This is a genomic window from Paraferrimonas sp. SM1919 (assembly GCF_010993985.1).
Classification (GTDB): Bacteria; Pseudomonadota; Gammaproteobacteria; order Enterobacterales; family Shewanellaceae; genus SM1919.
Genome location: NZ_WINH01000001.1, coordinates 1 through 15,919, shown reverse-complemented (window position 1 = coordinate 15,919; position 15,919 = coordinate 1). Strand labels below are relative to the sequence as shown.

11 protein-coding genes are annotated in these 15,919 nt (G+C 44.1%); all 11 read left to right on the top strand.

Annotation, left to right across the window (positions count from 1 at the left end; all coding sequences use genetic code 11):
* Positions 1-702, top strand: a complete 702-nt coding sequence (locus tag GFB48_RS00080; RefSeq protein WP_163929924.1) for a hypothetical protein — start codon at positions 1-3, stop codon at positions 700-702.
* Entirely contained in the window at positions 699-1,820 is a 1,122-nt protein-coding gene (locus GFB48_RS00075; RefSeq protein WP_163929922.1) for a glycosyltransferase family 4 protein, read from the top strand. The genes GFB48_RS00080 and GFB48_RS00075 overlap by 4 nt, the downstream gene beginning before the upstream one ends.
* Positions 1,804-2,403, top strand: coding sequence for a sugar transferase (locus tag GFB48_RS00070; RefSeq protein ID WP_163929920.1), 600 nt, complete (start codon positions 1,804-1,806; stop codon positions 2,401-2,403). The genes GFB48_RS00075 and GFB48_RS00070 overlap by 17 nt, the downstream gene beginning before the upstream one ends.
* On the top strand, positions 2,393-3,364 hold the full coding sequence (locus tag GFB48_RS00065) for an ATP-grasp domain-containing protein (protein ID WP_163929918.1): 972 nt from the start codon (positions 2,393-2,395) through the stop codon (positions 3,362-3,364). The genes GFB48_RS00070 and GFB48_RS00065 overlap by 11 nt, the downstream gene beginning before the upstream one ends.
* The gene (locus tag GFB48_RS00060; protein ID WP_163929917.1) at positions 3,354-4,013 is read left to right on the top strand and encodes an HAD family hydrolase; all 660 of its coding nucleotides are present in this window, start codon (positions 3,354-3,356) and stop codon (positions 4,011-4,013) included. Before GFB48_RS00065 ends, GFB48_RS00060 begins: the two co-directional genes overlap by 11 nt.
* 17 nt (positions 4,014-4,030) lie before the next feature.
* Positions 4,031-5,224: a DegT/DnrJ/EryC1/StrS aminotransferase family protein gene (locus GFB48_RS00055; RefSeq protein ID WP_163929915.1), complete on the top strand. Its 1,194-nt coding sequence runs from the start codon at positions 4,031-4,033 to the stop codon at positions 5,222-5,224.
* A 64-nt stretch (positions 5,225-5,288) separates the two neighbouring features.
* Positions 5,289-6,434: a polysaccharide export protein gene (locus tag GFB48_RS00050; protein ID WP_163929913.1), complete on the top strand. Its 1,146-nt coding sequence runs from the start codon at positions 5,289-5,291 to the stop codon at positions 6,432-6,434.
* A gap of 187 nt (positions 6,435-6,621) precedes the next feature.
* The gene (locus GFB48_RS00045) at positions 6,622-6,966 is read left to right on the top strand and encodes a four helix bundle protein (protein WP_163929911.1); all 345 of its coding nucleotides are present in this window, start codon (positions 6,622-6,624) and stop codon (positions 6,964-6,966) included.
* A 385-nt stretch (positions 6,967-7,351) separates the two neighbouring features.
* Complete coding sequence (locus GFB48_RS00040) at positions 7,352-7,783, top strand: low molecular weight protein-tyrosine-phosphatase (protein WP_163929909.1); 432 nt, start codon at positions 7,352-7,354, stop codon at positions 7,781-7,783.
* A 30-nt stretch (positions 7,784-7,813) separates the two neighbouring features.
* Positions 7,814-9,988: a polysaccharide biosynthesis tyrosine autokinase gene (locus tag GFB48_RS00035; RefSeq protein ID WP_163929907.1), complete on the top strand. Its 2,175-nt coding sequence runs from the start codon at positions 7,814-7,816 to the stop codon at positions 9,986-9,988.
* A 745-nt stretch (positions 9,989-10,733) separates the two neighbouring features.
* Positions 10,734-15,919: thrombospondin type 3 repeat-containing protein (locus GFB48_RS17650; RefSeq protein ID WP_240464802.1), on the top strand; the 5,186-nt coding region annotated here is incomplete at its 3' end.

The following is a 15,919-nucleotide window of genomic DNA, read 5'->3' as shown; positions in this document are numbered from 1 at the left end:
TTGAAAAATGTCGTTATTTCATTGTTTAAAAAAATTGATTCCTATGGTATTGATTGTTGTGTGTTGAGAGGCTATGAGCTTTTACCGAATACTGTAATCAATGATTTAGATTTTTTCGTTAAAGAATCTGATGTATCAAAGTTTTATTCAATATTGGTAGAGCTTTCTTCTTTTTTTGATGCTTCTCTAAAAATAACTACTGTCAGACAGGGTGTCTTTAAAACAGAGATATGTTTCACTGACTTTACACTGAAAGTTGATTTTTGGTATCAGTTAACTTTTGTTGGACTTCATTATGTCAAATCAAGTGAAATTTTATCTTCTAAAACTCTTAATCCAAATGGGCTTTTTTTTATACCAACACCAGAAATGGAGTTGAATGTTAGTTTTACTAAAGAAGTTTTACATAATCAGTGGGTTAGGGATGATAAAAGCTCACATCTAAGGTCTTTACTTAATAAGTCTTCTTCAATACCGTTTGGATTTAATCGTACTAAGTTCGAATCTGTGCTATCTAAGTCCGGTGTGAAACAGTTTAAATTGTTTTTAGAAGTTTTATTCTTTATCTTAAAGTTGAATATAAAACACTTTGGTGTTGTTAACGTGTTCATTAATGTTTTAGCATTCTATGCTGTTAAGTATAGTAATAAATATAAAAAAAAATCCCTAGATAAACTCCTTATTAGTGGTGCTAGGTTATGAAAGTACTTATTGTGGCTCCTTTTTATGAAGAATCCGATCCGCTATCTAGACCGAGGTATATTAACCAAGTTCTAAACTCAGAAGGTTTTGAAACCAAGGTTTTAACATCAAATTTTTCTCACTCTAAAGGAGTTTTTCGAAATATACAAGGAGCGTTTTGTTTGAAAACTATACCGTATAAAAAAAATGTTTCGATAGAAAGGTTTTTATCTCATACAGTATTGTCATTTAAACTTGCTTTTAATGTATGGAAGAACCGTAATGATTTTGATTGCTTTTATGTTACTTATCCTTTAACTCTACCAGGTCTCCTTACCAGTTTTATTGCTCGGGATAAGTTGATTTCAGATATAGTTGATCTCTGGCCTTATTCCTTACCATTTAACTCTAAGTTGGTTAAAGTTTTTTATCCTATTTTTTTTATATGGGATGTTGTTAATAGGTTTTCTATTTCACGTTCATATAAAGTGATTTCACTTTCAAGTCGTTTCTTAATCAACTCAGGTGCTAATAGTAATATTTGTAAACAGATACTACTTGGTTCAGATCATAATTTTATAAAAGATAAGAAGTTTGAAAAAGGTAGGATTAACATTGTATATATTGGTAATATTGGTCAGCTTTATGATTTTGATACTTTATGTAAAGCGATTGTGGCTAGCGGCCTTAACATACACTTTGATATTATAGGTAAGGGTGATAGGGAAGACTGGTTGAAAGCTATGTTGAATAATTTGGGGATATCCAGTAGTTTTCATGGAGTTATTTACTCTAAGGATAAGCTATCTAATATTTTATCGAGAGCACATTTGGGTTTTAATGGTTTTAAATCTACAACTGCTTCTTTGTCATATAAGTCAGTGACTTATTTTAGTTATTCTACACCTATTTTAAACTCTATGACTAGCGATTTATGGGATTATGTTGAGTGCCATTCACTTGGTTTTAATTATGTTCAAGGTAACGTTGATTCTTTAAATAACTGTTTATTGCTCTTCAATAAAGTAAATTATCAGTCTCTTAAGTCTAATGTAGAAAGTTTCTTTACCGATAATTTGAGTGACAATGCTGTTAGAGATTCCATTTTAGAGGTTTTTAATTATGAAAAGACTGATTGATGTATCCGTTTCACTGTTATTGTTATTGTTGTTTTCTCCAATTATGCTAATAACTGCATGGCAAATCAAAAAGAAGCTTGGCAGCCCAGTGCTGTTTACGCAACAACGTCCAGGGCTATATGGTAAGCCGTTTAATATGCTCAAATTCCGCAGCATGAAAGATGCGGTCGATGAAAATGGTAATCCACTGCCTGATGAAGAGCGCCTAACACCATTTGGCCAAAAACTCCGTGCTACCAGTTTAGATGAGTTGCCTGGTTTACTGTCGGTGTTAAAAGGGGACATGAGTTTAGTTGGCCCGCGCCCGTTACTTATGCAGTACTTACCGTTATACAACAAGCGCCAATCCACCCGTCATAACGTGCGCCCAGGCATTACCGGTTGGGCACAAGTCAATGGCCGTAACGCTATTAGCTGGGAGCAGAAGTTTGAATATGATGCTTGGTATGTGGAAAACCAGTCCCTTTGGCTGGATATCAAAATTCTTTTTTTAACGGTTAAAAAAGTGTTCTTTAAAGAAGACATTTCTGCGGATGATCATGTAACTATGCCATTATTTACAGGGAGTAAAAATGAAGACTAATATTCTGCTTCTTTCAGCTGGTCGCCGTGTTGAACTATTAAAGGCATTTCAGCGAGATCTGAAAGTTCTCGGATTATCTGATGCTAGGGTTTTTGCAACAGATATGCACCCAGCGCTATCCCCTGCTTGCCTTGTAGCGGATCAAGCATTTACTGTGCCTCGTGTCACTGCATCAGGCTATATCGATATTATTTTCAATTTGTGTATTGAACAACAAGTTCGTATTGTCGTGCCAACCATTGATACTGAGCTACTGCTGTTATCAGCTCACAAACTGCGCTTTGCTGAACAGGGGATTACTATTTTGATATCTGATCAGCAATTAATAGAACAGTGCCGTGATAAACGTGAAACTGGCAAATTGTTTGATAGTTTAAACATTGATAATCCGAAAATTTTAGATAAAAATAATCTAGTTTTTCCTTGTTTCTGTAAACCTTACGATGGTAGCTGCAGCATTGGTGCGGTAGCTTTAAATAGTCCAGAAGATCTAACACTAGAACAATTAAACGCCCCCAAAAATATGTTTATGGAATTGGTGCCAAAATCATTTTATGAATACACCATTGATGCTTATTATTCCAATCATGGTGTGCTTAAATGCCTAGTACCTAGAAAACGAATCGAGGTGCGTGCGGGGGAGGTGAGCAAAGGGGTAACGCGTAAAAACTTTGTTTATGATTACTTAAAAGAAAGAGTTATAAAGCTAGATGGTGCTAGGGGTTGTATTACTTTTCAACTTTTTGTAGAAGAACAAACCCAATCTATTAAAGGCTTGGAAGTGAATCCAAGATTTGGGGGCGGCTTTCCACTAGCAGATGCCGCTGGCGCACACTTTACCAAGTGGGTAATTCAGGAATATATCTTGAATCAAGAATTAAGTTTTACTGAGTCATGGGAAACAGATTTATTAATGCTACGTTACGATGCAAAGGTACTAAGCCGTAATTATGTTGAGTAATACTGTTGTAGTATTCGATCTTGACGATACTCTCTACCATGAAGTCGATTATCAGCACTCAGGCTATCAATACTTAATAAATTTATGTGCGCGTTTATTTCAGAAAGATATTTCTGAGATTATCACTCTAGCTAAAAATAACAAATCAGATGTACTTGATGCTATTTGCGATCATTTACAGTTACCACACGATGTAAAGCTAAGTTTACTTTGGCAATATAGGCTTCATGTACCTTCTATTACCTTAAGTAATGATGTCTCTAGAACTTTGGGGGCCATAAAAAAACATGCGCAAGCAGTTGCAATAATTACCGATGGCCGAGAAATAAGCCAACGTTTAAAAATAGAGGCTTTGGGTTTATCTGATATTGAGACGCTCGTTTCAGAAGGGTGGGGTGAAACGAAACCCGGAATTAAACGCTTTAAGTACCTTATGGCTAAGTACCCTAACAAGCATTACGTTTACATTGGCGATAACATAAAAAAAGATTTTGTTACACCCAATAAACTTGGGTGGCAGACTGTTGGTATTTTAGATTCTGGAAAGAATGTACATAGCCAAAACATTGAAGTCGAAACAGGATTTTTACCAAATACTTGGATTAAGTCATTTAAACAACTACACAATTATTTCGAACTTAAAACTTAGGTTTTCTTGGAATCAAAATGTTGAACACACTTTTTTCCCCATGGCCTAGCTTCACACAAGAAGAAGCTGATGCAGTGCAACGCGTGCTGCTTTCTAACAAAGTTAATTATTGGACAGGTCAAGAGGGCCGCGAGTTTGAAAAAGAGTTCGCAGCCTTTATTGGTACTGACTATGCCATTGCTGTTGGCAATGGCACACTAGCATTAGATTTAGCTCTTAAAGCGTTAAAGATTGGTGCTGGCAGTGGTGGCAGTGAATTTGATGAGGTGATTACCACATCCCGTACTTTTTTGGCCACTGCCAGCGCCATTGTTACCGCTGGTGCCAACCCAGTATTCGCCGATGTAGATTTAAACAGCCAAAACATTACTGCCGAAACTATTGAAGCAGTATTAACTGAAAACACCAAAGCGGTAATTGTGGTGCACCTTGCCGGTATGCCGGCCGAGATGGGTGCCATTATGGCATTATCGGATAAGCATGGCTTTAAAGTCATAGAAGACTGTGCCCAAGCACACGGCGCAAAATACAAAGGCCGCAGTGTGGGCGCGATTGGCCATATTGGTGCTTGGTCGTTCTGCCAAGACAAAATTATGACCACCGGCGGTGAAGGCGGCATGGTCACCACTAACGACACAGCGTTGTGGAATTTTATGTGGAGCTATAAAGATCACGGTAAAAGCTTTGATGCGATTTACAACCGTGAACACTCACCAGGGTTCAGGTGGTTGCACGAAAGCTTTGGCACCAATTGGCGCTTAACCGAAATGCAATCGGCCATTGGTCGTATTCAGCTTAAGCGGATGCCACAGTGGTCAGCCAAGCGCCAAGCCTACGGAAAAGCCATAGATAATGCTGTTTCAGGCTTAGCAGTCGTTCGCACTGTTAACGTGCCAGATTACATCGAACACGCTGAATACAAACACTATCTGTTTATAAACCCTGAAAACTTAGCCCATGGTTGGACGCGCGACCGCATAATAGATGAAATAAGTGCACATGGTGTGCCGGTTTTCCAGGGGTCATGTTCTGAAGTGTACAACGAAAAGGCCTTTGACGGCACCCATTGGCGACCAGAAAAACCACTGCCAAACGCAGTAACCCTTGGTGAAACCAGTCTGATGTTTTTAGTGCATCCCACCTTGACTGAGCTCGAAATAGAAAAAACCTGCAGTGTAATAAGAGAAGTTTTGCTTTTAGCCAGTTGTTAATGATAGCTTAATAAAGCAGCGATCATTGCGGTTGATGGAACGAATAAAATAATACGGTAATTGTATGTTAATTAAAAAGTTATTGGGTGTGGCCTTAGGGGTGAGTGTGATCAGTGGCTGTGCTATTCCAGGCAGCACGGTTGATATTGATAACCGTCAGCCCCAGTTTAGTTATGAAACACCAACAGGGGCAAAAACCACCAAGTTAAATCAGTTTTTAATTACCCCAGAACTGGTGGCCAACCTCACCCAGATCAGCCCGTCATCGGTTATTAACCCCCAGCTGGATCAGGCAATAAAAAATTATAGCTATAAAGTGGGGGTGGGCGATGTGCTTAACGTTACCGTGTGGAACCACCCTGAATTGACTATTCCCGCTGGTAGTTTTCGCAGCAGTGCCGAGGCCGGCAACTGGGTGCATAATGATGGCACCATTTTTTACCCCTATGTGGGCAATGTTAAGGTGGCCGGGCTAACGGTGATTGAAATACGAGATTTGCTGACCAAAAAACTCACCCAATACATTGAAAAACCCCAGGTCGATGTCAATATTTCGGCGTTTCGCAGTCAGCGGGCATACATCACCGGCGAAGTGGAAAACCCTGGCCCAGTTGAAATTAATAACGTGCCGTTAACCCTGATCCAGGCCATTAACGCCGCCACCGGGTTAACCACCGATGCCAATTGGCACAGTGTGCAGTTAACCCGTGGTCAGCACACGGTTAACATTAGCCTGCGCGAGCTGTTTGAGCGGGGCAATTTAAATCATAATTATGTGCTGCAACATAACGACATTGTGCATGTGCCCAACAACGACAGCCAAAAAGTATTTGTGTTGGGGGATGTGAATTCGTCGGTAACCATGAGTACCAACACCGCTAGCGGTCGCACCGTCACCATTGGCCGCAGTGGCCTTACCCTGACCGAAGCCTTGGCCAAACAAGGGGGCATAAAAGAGGCCACCGCCAATGCCGGCGGCATTTTCGTGTTTAGGGCCAATAATAACCCCGACATTATGGCCGATGTGTATCAGCTTGATGCCAATAACGCCATTGCCTATGTGTTGGCGGATCAATTTCAGTTGCAACCCAGAGACGTGGTTTACGTTACCACCGCGCCAATTGCCCTATGGAACCGTGTGTTAAGCCAAATTACCCCAACGGTTAGTGCCGTGTATCAGATAGATAGAATGAGAGCGGGCTGGCAATAAGGCGAAGCCTTATTCAGAAGCGAGAGGCGGGAGGCGAGAGTCGAGAGTCGAGAGGCGGGAAGCGAGAGGCGAGAAACGAGACTCCTTCGGCTTCGAGAGTCGGGAAGTGAGATGCCTTCGGCTACTAGAACATCGTTAAACCAGCGCGCTATATTTATAGTGCGTATTCATTGTTCTGGTGTCTGTTATGCATTATGAAAACTTGTTGGTTTGGCAGAAGAGTATTGATGTTTGTCAGCGTATTTATGAGTTGATGAAGCAGAATAAAGATTTTGGTTTTAAAGACCAAATTTGTAGGAGTGCTGTTTCAGTACCTAGTAATATTGCTGAGGGTAGTGAGCGCATCCATAACAAAGAAAAATCTAATTTCTTTTCGATTGCCAAGGGGTCTGTTGGTGAATTGAAAACTCAAGTGATTATTGGGCTTAGGGTTGGTTATATTGATGAATCTGAAGCCGACATTTTAAAAGCGCAGTGTGAACTAGTTGCAAGGATGCTTGGAGCTTTGATTAATAAATATCAAAATTCTTGAAAACGAAGGCTTCGGATACGAGAGTCGGGAAGCGAGAGGCGAGAGGCGAGAGGCGAGAGGCGAGAAGCGGGAAGCGAGAGTCGAGAGGCGAGAGTCGAGAGGCGAGAAGCGAGAGGCGAGAAGCGGGAAGCGAGAGACGAGAAGCGAGAGGCGAGAGGCGAGAAGCGAGAGTCGGGAAGCGAGAGGCGAGAAGCGAGAAGCGAGAGGCGAGAAGCGGGAAGCGAGAGACGAGAAGCGAGAGGCGAGAGGCGAGAAGCGAGAAGCGAGAGTCGGGAAGCGAGAGGCGAGAAGCGAGAAGCGAGAGGCGAGAGGTTCTGGGTTCTAGGTCTTAGGTATTGGCGGTGGGGTTCGAAGGGCTAAGTTGTATCAGGCCCTAGGAGTTTTTTTGAAAATAAATAATATTTTAGTCGTATGTGTGGGTAATATTTGTCGGTCACCCACGGCAGAGTTGTTGCTGAAGCAGGCATTTCCTAACAAACAGATTGGTTCTGCTGGGGTGGGGGCTTTGGTTGGCAAACCCATGGATGCCAGCGCATTGCAGTTGGCCATAGATGCGGGGTTAGATGGCCGTGGCCATGTGGCCCAGCAGCTCACCGCCGACATGGCCAAGGCGGCGGATTTAATTTTAGTCATGGAAAAGGGCCACATAGAGGCAGTCACCAGTATTGCCCCTTTTGCCATGGGCAAAACGTTTCTTTACGGTAAACCCATTGGGGATCAAGCCATCCCTGATCCTTACCGCCAAAGTGTTGAAGCGTTTCAACATGTTTTTCAATTATTGTGTCAAGCCACTGAAGGCTGGCGAAAATTTTTATAGCCATGATTGGCTTAGTTACAGGGATGCAGTATGACTGTTGTCAACAAAACAGTAAATAATGATCAAGATGTGATTGATTTGGGTAAGTTACTTGGCCTACTGCGTGATGGCCGCTTACTGATTGGCGTAACCACCGCATTGGCGTTCATCATTGGGGTCGCCATTGCGTTGTTGTCTACCCCGGTGTATAAGGCCGATGCCTTAATTCAGGTGGAAAGTAAAGCCGCCGGCATTCCCGGGTTAAGCGAAGTCACCGACATGTTTGCCCAGGAATCATCAGAAGTGACTACCGAGCTTGAACTTATTAAATCCCGCATGATTTTGGGGCAAGTGGTGGCCGACCTTAATTTAGACATTGTTGCCCAGCCAAGGCGTTTGCCCATTATTGGTGACTTTTTGGCCCGCCGCCATGTGGGCCAGCCCAGTCAATGGCAGGGCTATGGCCTGGGCGGGGAAAGCATCAGCGTTAGCCAGTTGCAATTAACTGATATGGCGAGCACTGGCCCCCTTAGTTTAATTGCCCAAGCCAATAATCAGTTTATGGTGGTCAATGACGATGGCTTAACCCTGTTTAAAGGCCAAGTGGGGCAATTACTCAGCAGCCCATTTGGCAGTATTAAGGTGGGCCGTTTGCAAGCGGCCGAGGGCACAGAATTTGTGTTAGCCAAAAAATCCCCCCGCAATGCCATTGCCGATTTATTGGCGGGCTTAAGTGTGTCCGAAAAGGGCAAAAAATCGGGCATTCTGAGTTTAAGCTACAGCGGCGCTGACCCGGAATTAATTCAAGCCGTTTTAGACAAAATTAGCCAATACTATTTATTGCAAAATGTGCAGCGTACCTCTGCCCAGGCGGAAAATTCGCTGTTGTTTTTGCAAGACAAGTTACCCGCGGTTAAGGCCGAGCTAGAAAAGGCCGAAGCCGCCCTAAACCGTTTTCAGTCCCAGTCACAGTCGGTGGACATGTCATTAGAAACCGAAGCCATTTTAAAACAATTGGTCGAACTGGAAAAACGCTTAAATGAACTGTCCATAAAAGAAACCGAAGTTCAACAGCTTTATACGCCATCGCACCCTACCTATGCCTCGTTAATTCAGCAGCGCCGACGCATTGATAACCAAAGGGCAGAGCTCACCACTCGGATTGAAAACCTGCCCGAAACCCAGCAGCAAATTTTCCGTTTAAAACGCGACGTAGAAGTGGCCCAAACCATTTATTTACAGCTGTTAAACCGCAGCCAAGAACTGGCCATTGTTAAGGCCAGTACCGTGGGTAATGTGCGTATTATTGATACCGCTTCGGTCATGGCCAAGCCCGTGAAACCCAAAAAACCATTAATCGTGGTGTTGGCCACATTATTGGGGGGCATGCTGGGGGTGGCCACTATTTTAGTGCGAGCGGCCTTTAATAAAGGTATTGAATCAAGCGAAGTCATCGAGTCAGCAGGCCACAGTGTGTACGGCAGCATTCCGTTAGATGCCGGCATGCAATCGTTGCTTAGCGAACAAAAAAAACTCCCCCTTGAACAGCGCCTAGATGGTGCCCATACCTTGCTGGCGGTTCATAACCCGGCGTCACTGGCGATTGAATCCATTCGTTCATTACGCACCAGTTTGCATTTTGCTGCCATGAATGCCAATAACATTATTATGATCAGTGGCCCAGCCCCCAGTATTGGTAAAAGTTTTGTAAGCAGTAATTTGGCCGCGGTTATGGCCCAAGGTGGCAACAAGGTATTGCTGATTGATGCCGATATGCGTAAGGGCTATATGCAGCGGGTGTTTGGTTGTAAATGGGATAATGGCCTGTCAGAAATTTTAGCCGCAAAACTTGAAATAAAAGACGCCATTAAAACCACCGTAGTGGATGGCCTTGATTTTATTTCCCGCGGGCAGGTGCCGCCCAACCCGTCAGAATTGCTGATGCAGCCTAATTTTGAAGCTTTGCTTAAATGGGCATCCGCCAATTATGACACCGTAATTGTTGATACCCCGCCTATTTTGGCCGTAACCGATGCCGCCATTATTGGCAAATACTGCGGAACTTCATTACTGTTGGTTAAACACCAAGAAACCCCATTAAAAGAATTAGAATACTCCATCGAGCGTTTTAAAGTGGCGGGCGTTAACATTAACGGTGTGGTACTTAACCAAATGGTGCAATCCGCCGCCAACAAATACGGCTATTATCAATACAGTTATCACTAGCCCGGATTGTTCAAGGGCAAAGATAAAGGGCACTCGTGTTTTTACTGGTGCCCTTTTTTGTGGGCGACCATTATTGTTAATGCTTAAGTTCACAAATGAACTTCGCTGAAAAAATATTCAATCGTTACTTGAGTAATTGTGAATCACCTGCCATGTTTAGGGTATATCAATATGAACTATGGGGGTGGTGATATGGCTGTTTTCAAACGTTTCAGTGATTGGTGGTTACAAATCGAATTGTACGATAAAGAGCGTAAAGCAATTAGGCAAGAAGACAGAGATCGTTACTGTTAAGCCTATTCGGTTGCTGATTGCTGGCTTTGTAGTGTGCTTGTTTAGCCAGCGTTAACTTTTATTGTTTATTATTGATAAACCCCGGCACTTTCTATTTTGTAGTGGTGCGGGTTCATTTACGGTATTTCTGTTAAGCCCTTCCTTTGCTTCCTTTGCTTTCTTTGCTTTCTTTGCTTCCTTTGTTGTTATTGCTTGCTTGTCGTTTAAACCCTGTCTGTGGTTTATCTTTGGGTATGGCTGTCACTGACTGCGGTTAATCGCGGTGCCGGCTGATTTTTGCGGTTTGGTCATTTTTTCCCTTTAGTATCAATAACTCACCGTAGTAAGTGGTCACTACTGCGCTATGATCGGTTATTACTGGTTTTATTGTTGTTTTTTTTTGCAAACGGCCATTTTGTTGTCTACTTTTTAAACTGTTTATGTTTTTTCACAGTTTAAAGGGAATTAGGCTATGCACCTCGCCAACATTCGTCTTATTATTATCACGTCATTGATTGCTTTGCTTGTGGGCTGCTCTGATGCCCCTGACGTGTTTCCAAAATCAAACCAGCCACCGGCTGCTGAACCTGAACCCACGCCTCCTCCTGTTACCGTTGATCTTGGCGGTGGTGGGGTAAAGGGGCCCATGGCCCAAGCCGATGCTAATCTTTATCAAATTGATGTCACCGCGGCCAATTTACAAGGTGAGCTGGTGGCATCTGGCAGCACCGATAACAGCGCCAAATTTCAAAATTTAACGGTCACCGAACCACAGGGGCCTTATTTGCTGGTGATCAGTGCCAATCAAAATACTTTTGATATCACCACCAATAACGCACCGGTGATTAATACCTTGATGACACTGGTTGATGATGATCAGTTAACGGGCGCAAGCGACATTTATGCTACCCCGCTGTCTACCATGGCGTTGATCCTTGCTCAGCAAGTGGGCGACACCCTGGCCACTGGTAACCAAGACGGTGCATTGTCGACCCAAGAATTTTTAGATGCCGCCAACCCCGCGGCGCTTTCGATTACCTCTACCCTAGGTTTTGGTATTGATGAAAATACCAATATTTTTACCACTCCCCCTTTATTAAGCAGCAATAGTAATGATCTTGATGGCCAATTAAATTCAGTTGCCTATCGTCAGGCCATCGAGGCAACTGCCGCCATTATTTATCAAATGGTCGAACTGCAGGGCGACAGTGGTGTTACCACTGATCAGGTCATGCAAGACTTAGCATTGGATTTGGCCGATGGTGCCATTGATGGGGTCATTAACGGCGAGCAGGCCGATTCTTACCCGCAGGCATCACTGGAATTATTTGAGCAAGACCCTTCAACCCTTCCTATTCCGGGTGACGACTCAGGCAAAACCGTGGCCGATGTTAAAAAAGTGGTGCTAGACGAAACAGCCGTTACCGGCGCGATTGTTGAAACCCAAGAGTTAGCATCAGATGACACTGTGGTGAGCATTCAAGTCGCCCAAACTTCACCTGATATTGATGGTGATGGGGTGCTCAATAGCCAGGATGACTTTCCCAATGATGCCACTGCCGATACTGATAGCGATGGTGATGGCCTGCCCGATGTGGCTTACTTTTTAGATGATGCAGGTTTAAGAACCGCTCAAGTTAATGTGGGTATGTCTGATCCTGATGATGATAACGACGGCGTAGAAGACAGCGCCGATGCTTTCCCGCTTGATCCTAATGAATCAGTAGACACCGACAACGATGGCGTAGGCAACAATGCCGATACCGATGATGACGGTGATGGTGTTGCTGATAGCGAAGACGACTTCCCATTAGATCCCAACGCTTCTGATGCCACCGATGTTGACGGCGATGGTTGGCCAGCTGGTCAAGATCCCGATGACAATGATGCCAACAACCCAGGTTCGCAAACGCCTTTTGTTGATACCGATGGTGACGGCATTGGTAATAACACCGATACCGATGACGATGGCGATGGTGTCAGCGATGAAAAAGATGCTTTCCCACTGGATGCCACCGAGCAAACCGACACTGACAAAGATGGTATAGGCGATAAAACCGACACCGATATTGATGGTGATGGGGTTGCAAATGGTTTAGATGCTTTCCCATATAACGCCAATGAAAGCCTTGATACCGATGGTGATGGCGTGGGTAATAACCGTGATGAAGATGATGATAATGACTCTTTATCGGATGCATTTGAGCTTTCAATAGGCACAGATCCACTCGATATTGATAGTGATGATGATGGTGCCCTGGATGGTGCCGATGCTTTACCACTTGACCCAAATTCACGTTTTGATTCTGATAAAGATGGCATTGGTAATAATGTCGATAATTGCCCATTAGTGGCTAACCCTTCACAAGCTGATACCGATAATGATGGTTTTGGTGATGTATGTGACAGCGATGATGATGCTGATGGTGTTGCCGATGCCGAAGATGCCTTCCCACTGAATGCTGCAGAAAGTGCCGATTTTGACGGGGATGGCATTGGTAACAATGCTGACACAGATGACGATAACGATGGTGTTCAAGACAGCGATGACGCCTTCCCGTTTGACGCCAGTGAATTTTTAGATACTGACAACGATGGCGTGGGTAACAATGCCGATAGCGATGACGATGGTGATGGCGTTGCCGATAGCGACGACGACTTCCCATTAGATGCCAATGCGTCTGATGCCACCGACGTCGACAGCGATGGCTGGCCAGCAGGACAAGATCCCGATGACAATGATGCCAGCAACCCAGGTTCGCAAACGCCTTTTGTTGATACCGATGGCGACGGCATTGGTAATACCACCGATAGCGATGATGACGGCGATGGTGTTCTTGATGTTAATGACGCTTTCCCGTTGGATGCCGCTGAAGCCATTGATACTGACAATGACGGTATTGGTGACAATGCTGACTCTGACTTAGATGGCGATGGTGTCAACAATTCGGAAGATAAGTTCCCGTTTGATTCAGCTGAAAGCAGTGACCAAGATGCTGATGGCATTGGTGATAACAGTGATGCCGATAGAGATGGTGATGGCGTTAATAATGAACAGGATGCCTTCCCTGATAATGCCACTGAAACCCTAGATTCGGACAACGATGGCATTGGTAATAACAGCGACCCTGACATTGATGGTGATGGTGTCAATAACGATGCTGATGCACTGCCATTTAACCCATTAGAAACCATTGATAGCGATAAAGATGGTGTGGGCAATAATGCCGATTCCGATGACGACAATGATGGTTTGGCTGACTCATTAGAAGCCACCATCGGCAGTAACCCATTGAACCCAGATACTGATGGTGATGGTGTGTTCGATGGCGGTGACAATTGTGTGCTGCAAGCTAACTCAGATCAAGCTGATGACGATGCTAATGGTGTGGGTAATGTCTGTGAAACAGATAGCGATAGCGACGGTGTGGCCGATTCCGTGGATAACTGTCCATTAGTGGCTAATGCTGACCAAGCAGACTTTGATAACGACTTTGTGGGTAATGTTTGTGACAGCGATGACGACAATGATGGCGTTGCCGATGACCAAGATGCGTTGCCACTTGATGGCTCAGAAACCCTAGATACCGACAACGATGGCATCGGTAATAATAGTGATACTGACGATGACGGTGATGGTGTTAACGACAGCGATGATGCCTTCCCACTTGATGGTTCAGAAACCCTAGATACCGACAACGATGGTATTGGTAATAACAGCGATACTGACGATGACGGTGATGGTGTTAACGACAGCGATGACGCTTTCCCACTTGATGGCTCAGAAACCTTAGATACCGACAACGATGGCATCGGTAATAACAGTGATACTGACGATGACGGTGATGGTGTTAACGACAGCGATGACGCTTTCCCACTTGATGGTTCAGAAACCCTAGATACCGACAACGATGGCATCGGTAATAACAGTGATACTGACGATGACGGTGATGGTGTTAACGACAGCGATGACGCTTTCCCACTCGATGGCTCAGAAACCCTAGATACCGACAACGATGGGGTAGGTGATAATGCCGATACGGTTTATAACCCAACCTTATTGCCGGCTAAGGTGGTGCATTTACCCGCATTAACTCATGTTGATACTGTCAATGTAGTGGCTACTGATGTTTACGTTAACCTGTTCAACAGTGATGGTAGTGGCAGCGAAACTTCAAGCTGGGGCACTTCAAATTATCAATGGCAATTTACCCCTGAAGGTTATGTTGAGTTCAGTAAAGTCGATGATTCTACTTATGAACGCAGCATGGATGCACAAGAGCTGGTTGATACCTTATTGCAACAGCAACTCATATCAGAGGAACAAGCTCAGCAATATTTAGCGCTGGCGGTTGATGGTTTTGTCACCATTGAAGTGACGTCATTCGCTAAGCATATTGTGGCTTATGGCACCCCAGTTGACGGTATTGGTAAAGCGCAAATGCTGCAGATATTCGACTTCTGGTATATGCCTGAAGCATTTGGCGATGCGGTTTACCAGGTGCAGACTGACAATTTCATTGGTGAGTTTGTGTGGTTTGATGCTGCTAGCTTTACTGGCTTAGCGCTAACCGAAGAGTCGATTGCACAAGGTTCATGGGCCATTACTGCCTTTGTTGATGATGGCGACCCAAGTATGCCTTGGACTATGTATGGTTCAGCACTACTTGATTTCTTAGCCGATGGCAGCATATCGGTTCTGAGTGAAGAGGCGGATGCGACTGGCGTGACATGGTCATTGCAAAATAACCAATTGACCATAGCGGCAGATTTCTTCACCCAAACCACAATGTTGGTTGAGCAAGATGGTGCGATTTATGGCGCCTATACTGAAACGGTTTCACAAGGGCAGACCTATTACAGTTACCATTATATGGCGATGCAAGATGCGACAGTTGATTTAAGTGTGATTGATGATCGCTTCCTACAAAATAGCTGGTCTATAATCGATCGTTCCCTTTACAACGAACAAGATTATAACTTATCGGCGATATGGGGCTTTATTAAGCCTAGCCAAGGTCCAGCGCAACGAGTGATGGGAGGTTGTGAACAATGGGGACAGTGGCCAAGTTGCGATGAGGGCGCACACATCTTCTCTGATCCCATTGATTTCTCAATCGTCGATGGCCGTATCTACTGGTACCAAAAAGTTGAGCTAAATAATGATGGCTCAATCAATTGGGATAGCATAGGTTCAGACTGTGATTTGGCTGATAATGACTGCTCAATATGGCAGCGCCGAGAGTGGATCCCACTTGTTTGGCAAGATGACCGTTTGTTTGTGATTGAATCCTTGCAGACGGATTACCATGATGGTCAGGGCTTTATTAACACTATTTTACATCGAACTGTGTTCTATCAGGCATTTGCAGCAGGCATCGACCTTGATAAAGATGGCTTCTTAGAAGATGACCAGTTCCCATTTGATACTAAAGAGTGGTTAGATACCGATGGTGATGGCATTGGCAACAATGCCGACATGGACGACGATAACGACGGGGTGAATGATGACGAAGATGCCTTGCCACTTGATCCTGAAGAAACGCTAGATACCGATAACGACGGCATTGGTAATAACAGTGATGACGATGACGATAACGATGGTGTGCTTGATGAACAAGACATGGCACCACTGGATGACCGTTTCGCCTTAGCCAT

Bases quoted from the DNA above. Each gene is read 5' to 3' on its own strand.
- GFB48_RS00075 (WP_163929922.1), top strand. From the start codon at position 699: ATGAAAGTACTTATTGTGGCTCCTTTTTATGAAGAATCCGATCCGCTA.
- GFB48_RS00070 (WP_163929920.1), top strand. From the start codon at position 1,804: ATGAAAAGACTGATTGATGTATCCGTTTCACTGTTATTGTTATTGTTG.
- GFB48_RS00065 (WP_163929918.1), top strand. From the start codon at position 2,393: ATGAAGACTAATATTCTGCTTCTTTCAGCTGGTCGCCGTGTTGAACTA.
- GFB48_RS00060 (WP_163929917.1), top strand. From the start codon at position 3,354: ATGTTGAGTAATACTGTTGTAGTATTCGATCTTGACGATACTCTCTAC.
- GFB48_RS00055 (WP_163929915.1), top strand. From the start codon at position 4,031: ATGTTGAACACACTTTTTTCCCCATGGCCTAGCTTCACACAAGAAGAA.
- GFB48_RS00050 (WP_163929913.1), top strand. From the start codon at position 5,289: ATGTTAATTAAAAAGTTATTGGGTGTGGCCTTAGGGGTGAGTGTGATC.
- GFB48_RS00045 (WP_163929911.1), top strand. From the start codon at position 6,622: ATGCATTATGAAAACTTGTTGGTTTGGCAGAAGAGTATTGATGTTTGT.
- GFB48_RS00035 (WP_163929907.1), top strand. From the start codon at position 7,814: ATGACTGTTGTCAACAAAACAGTAAATAATGATCAAGATGTGATTGAT.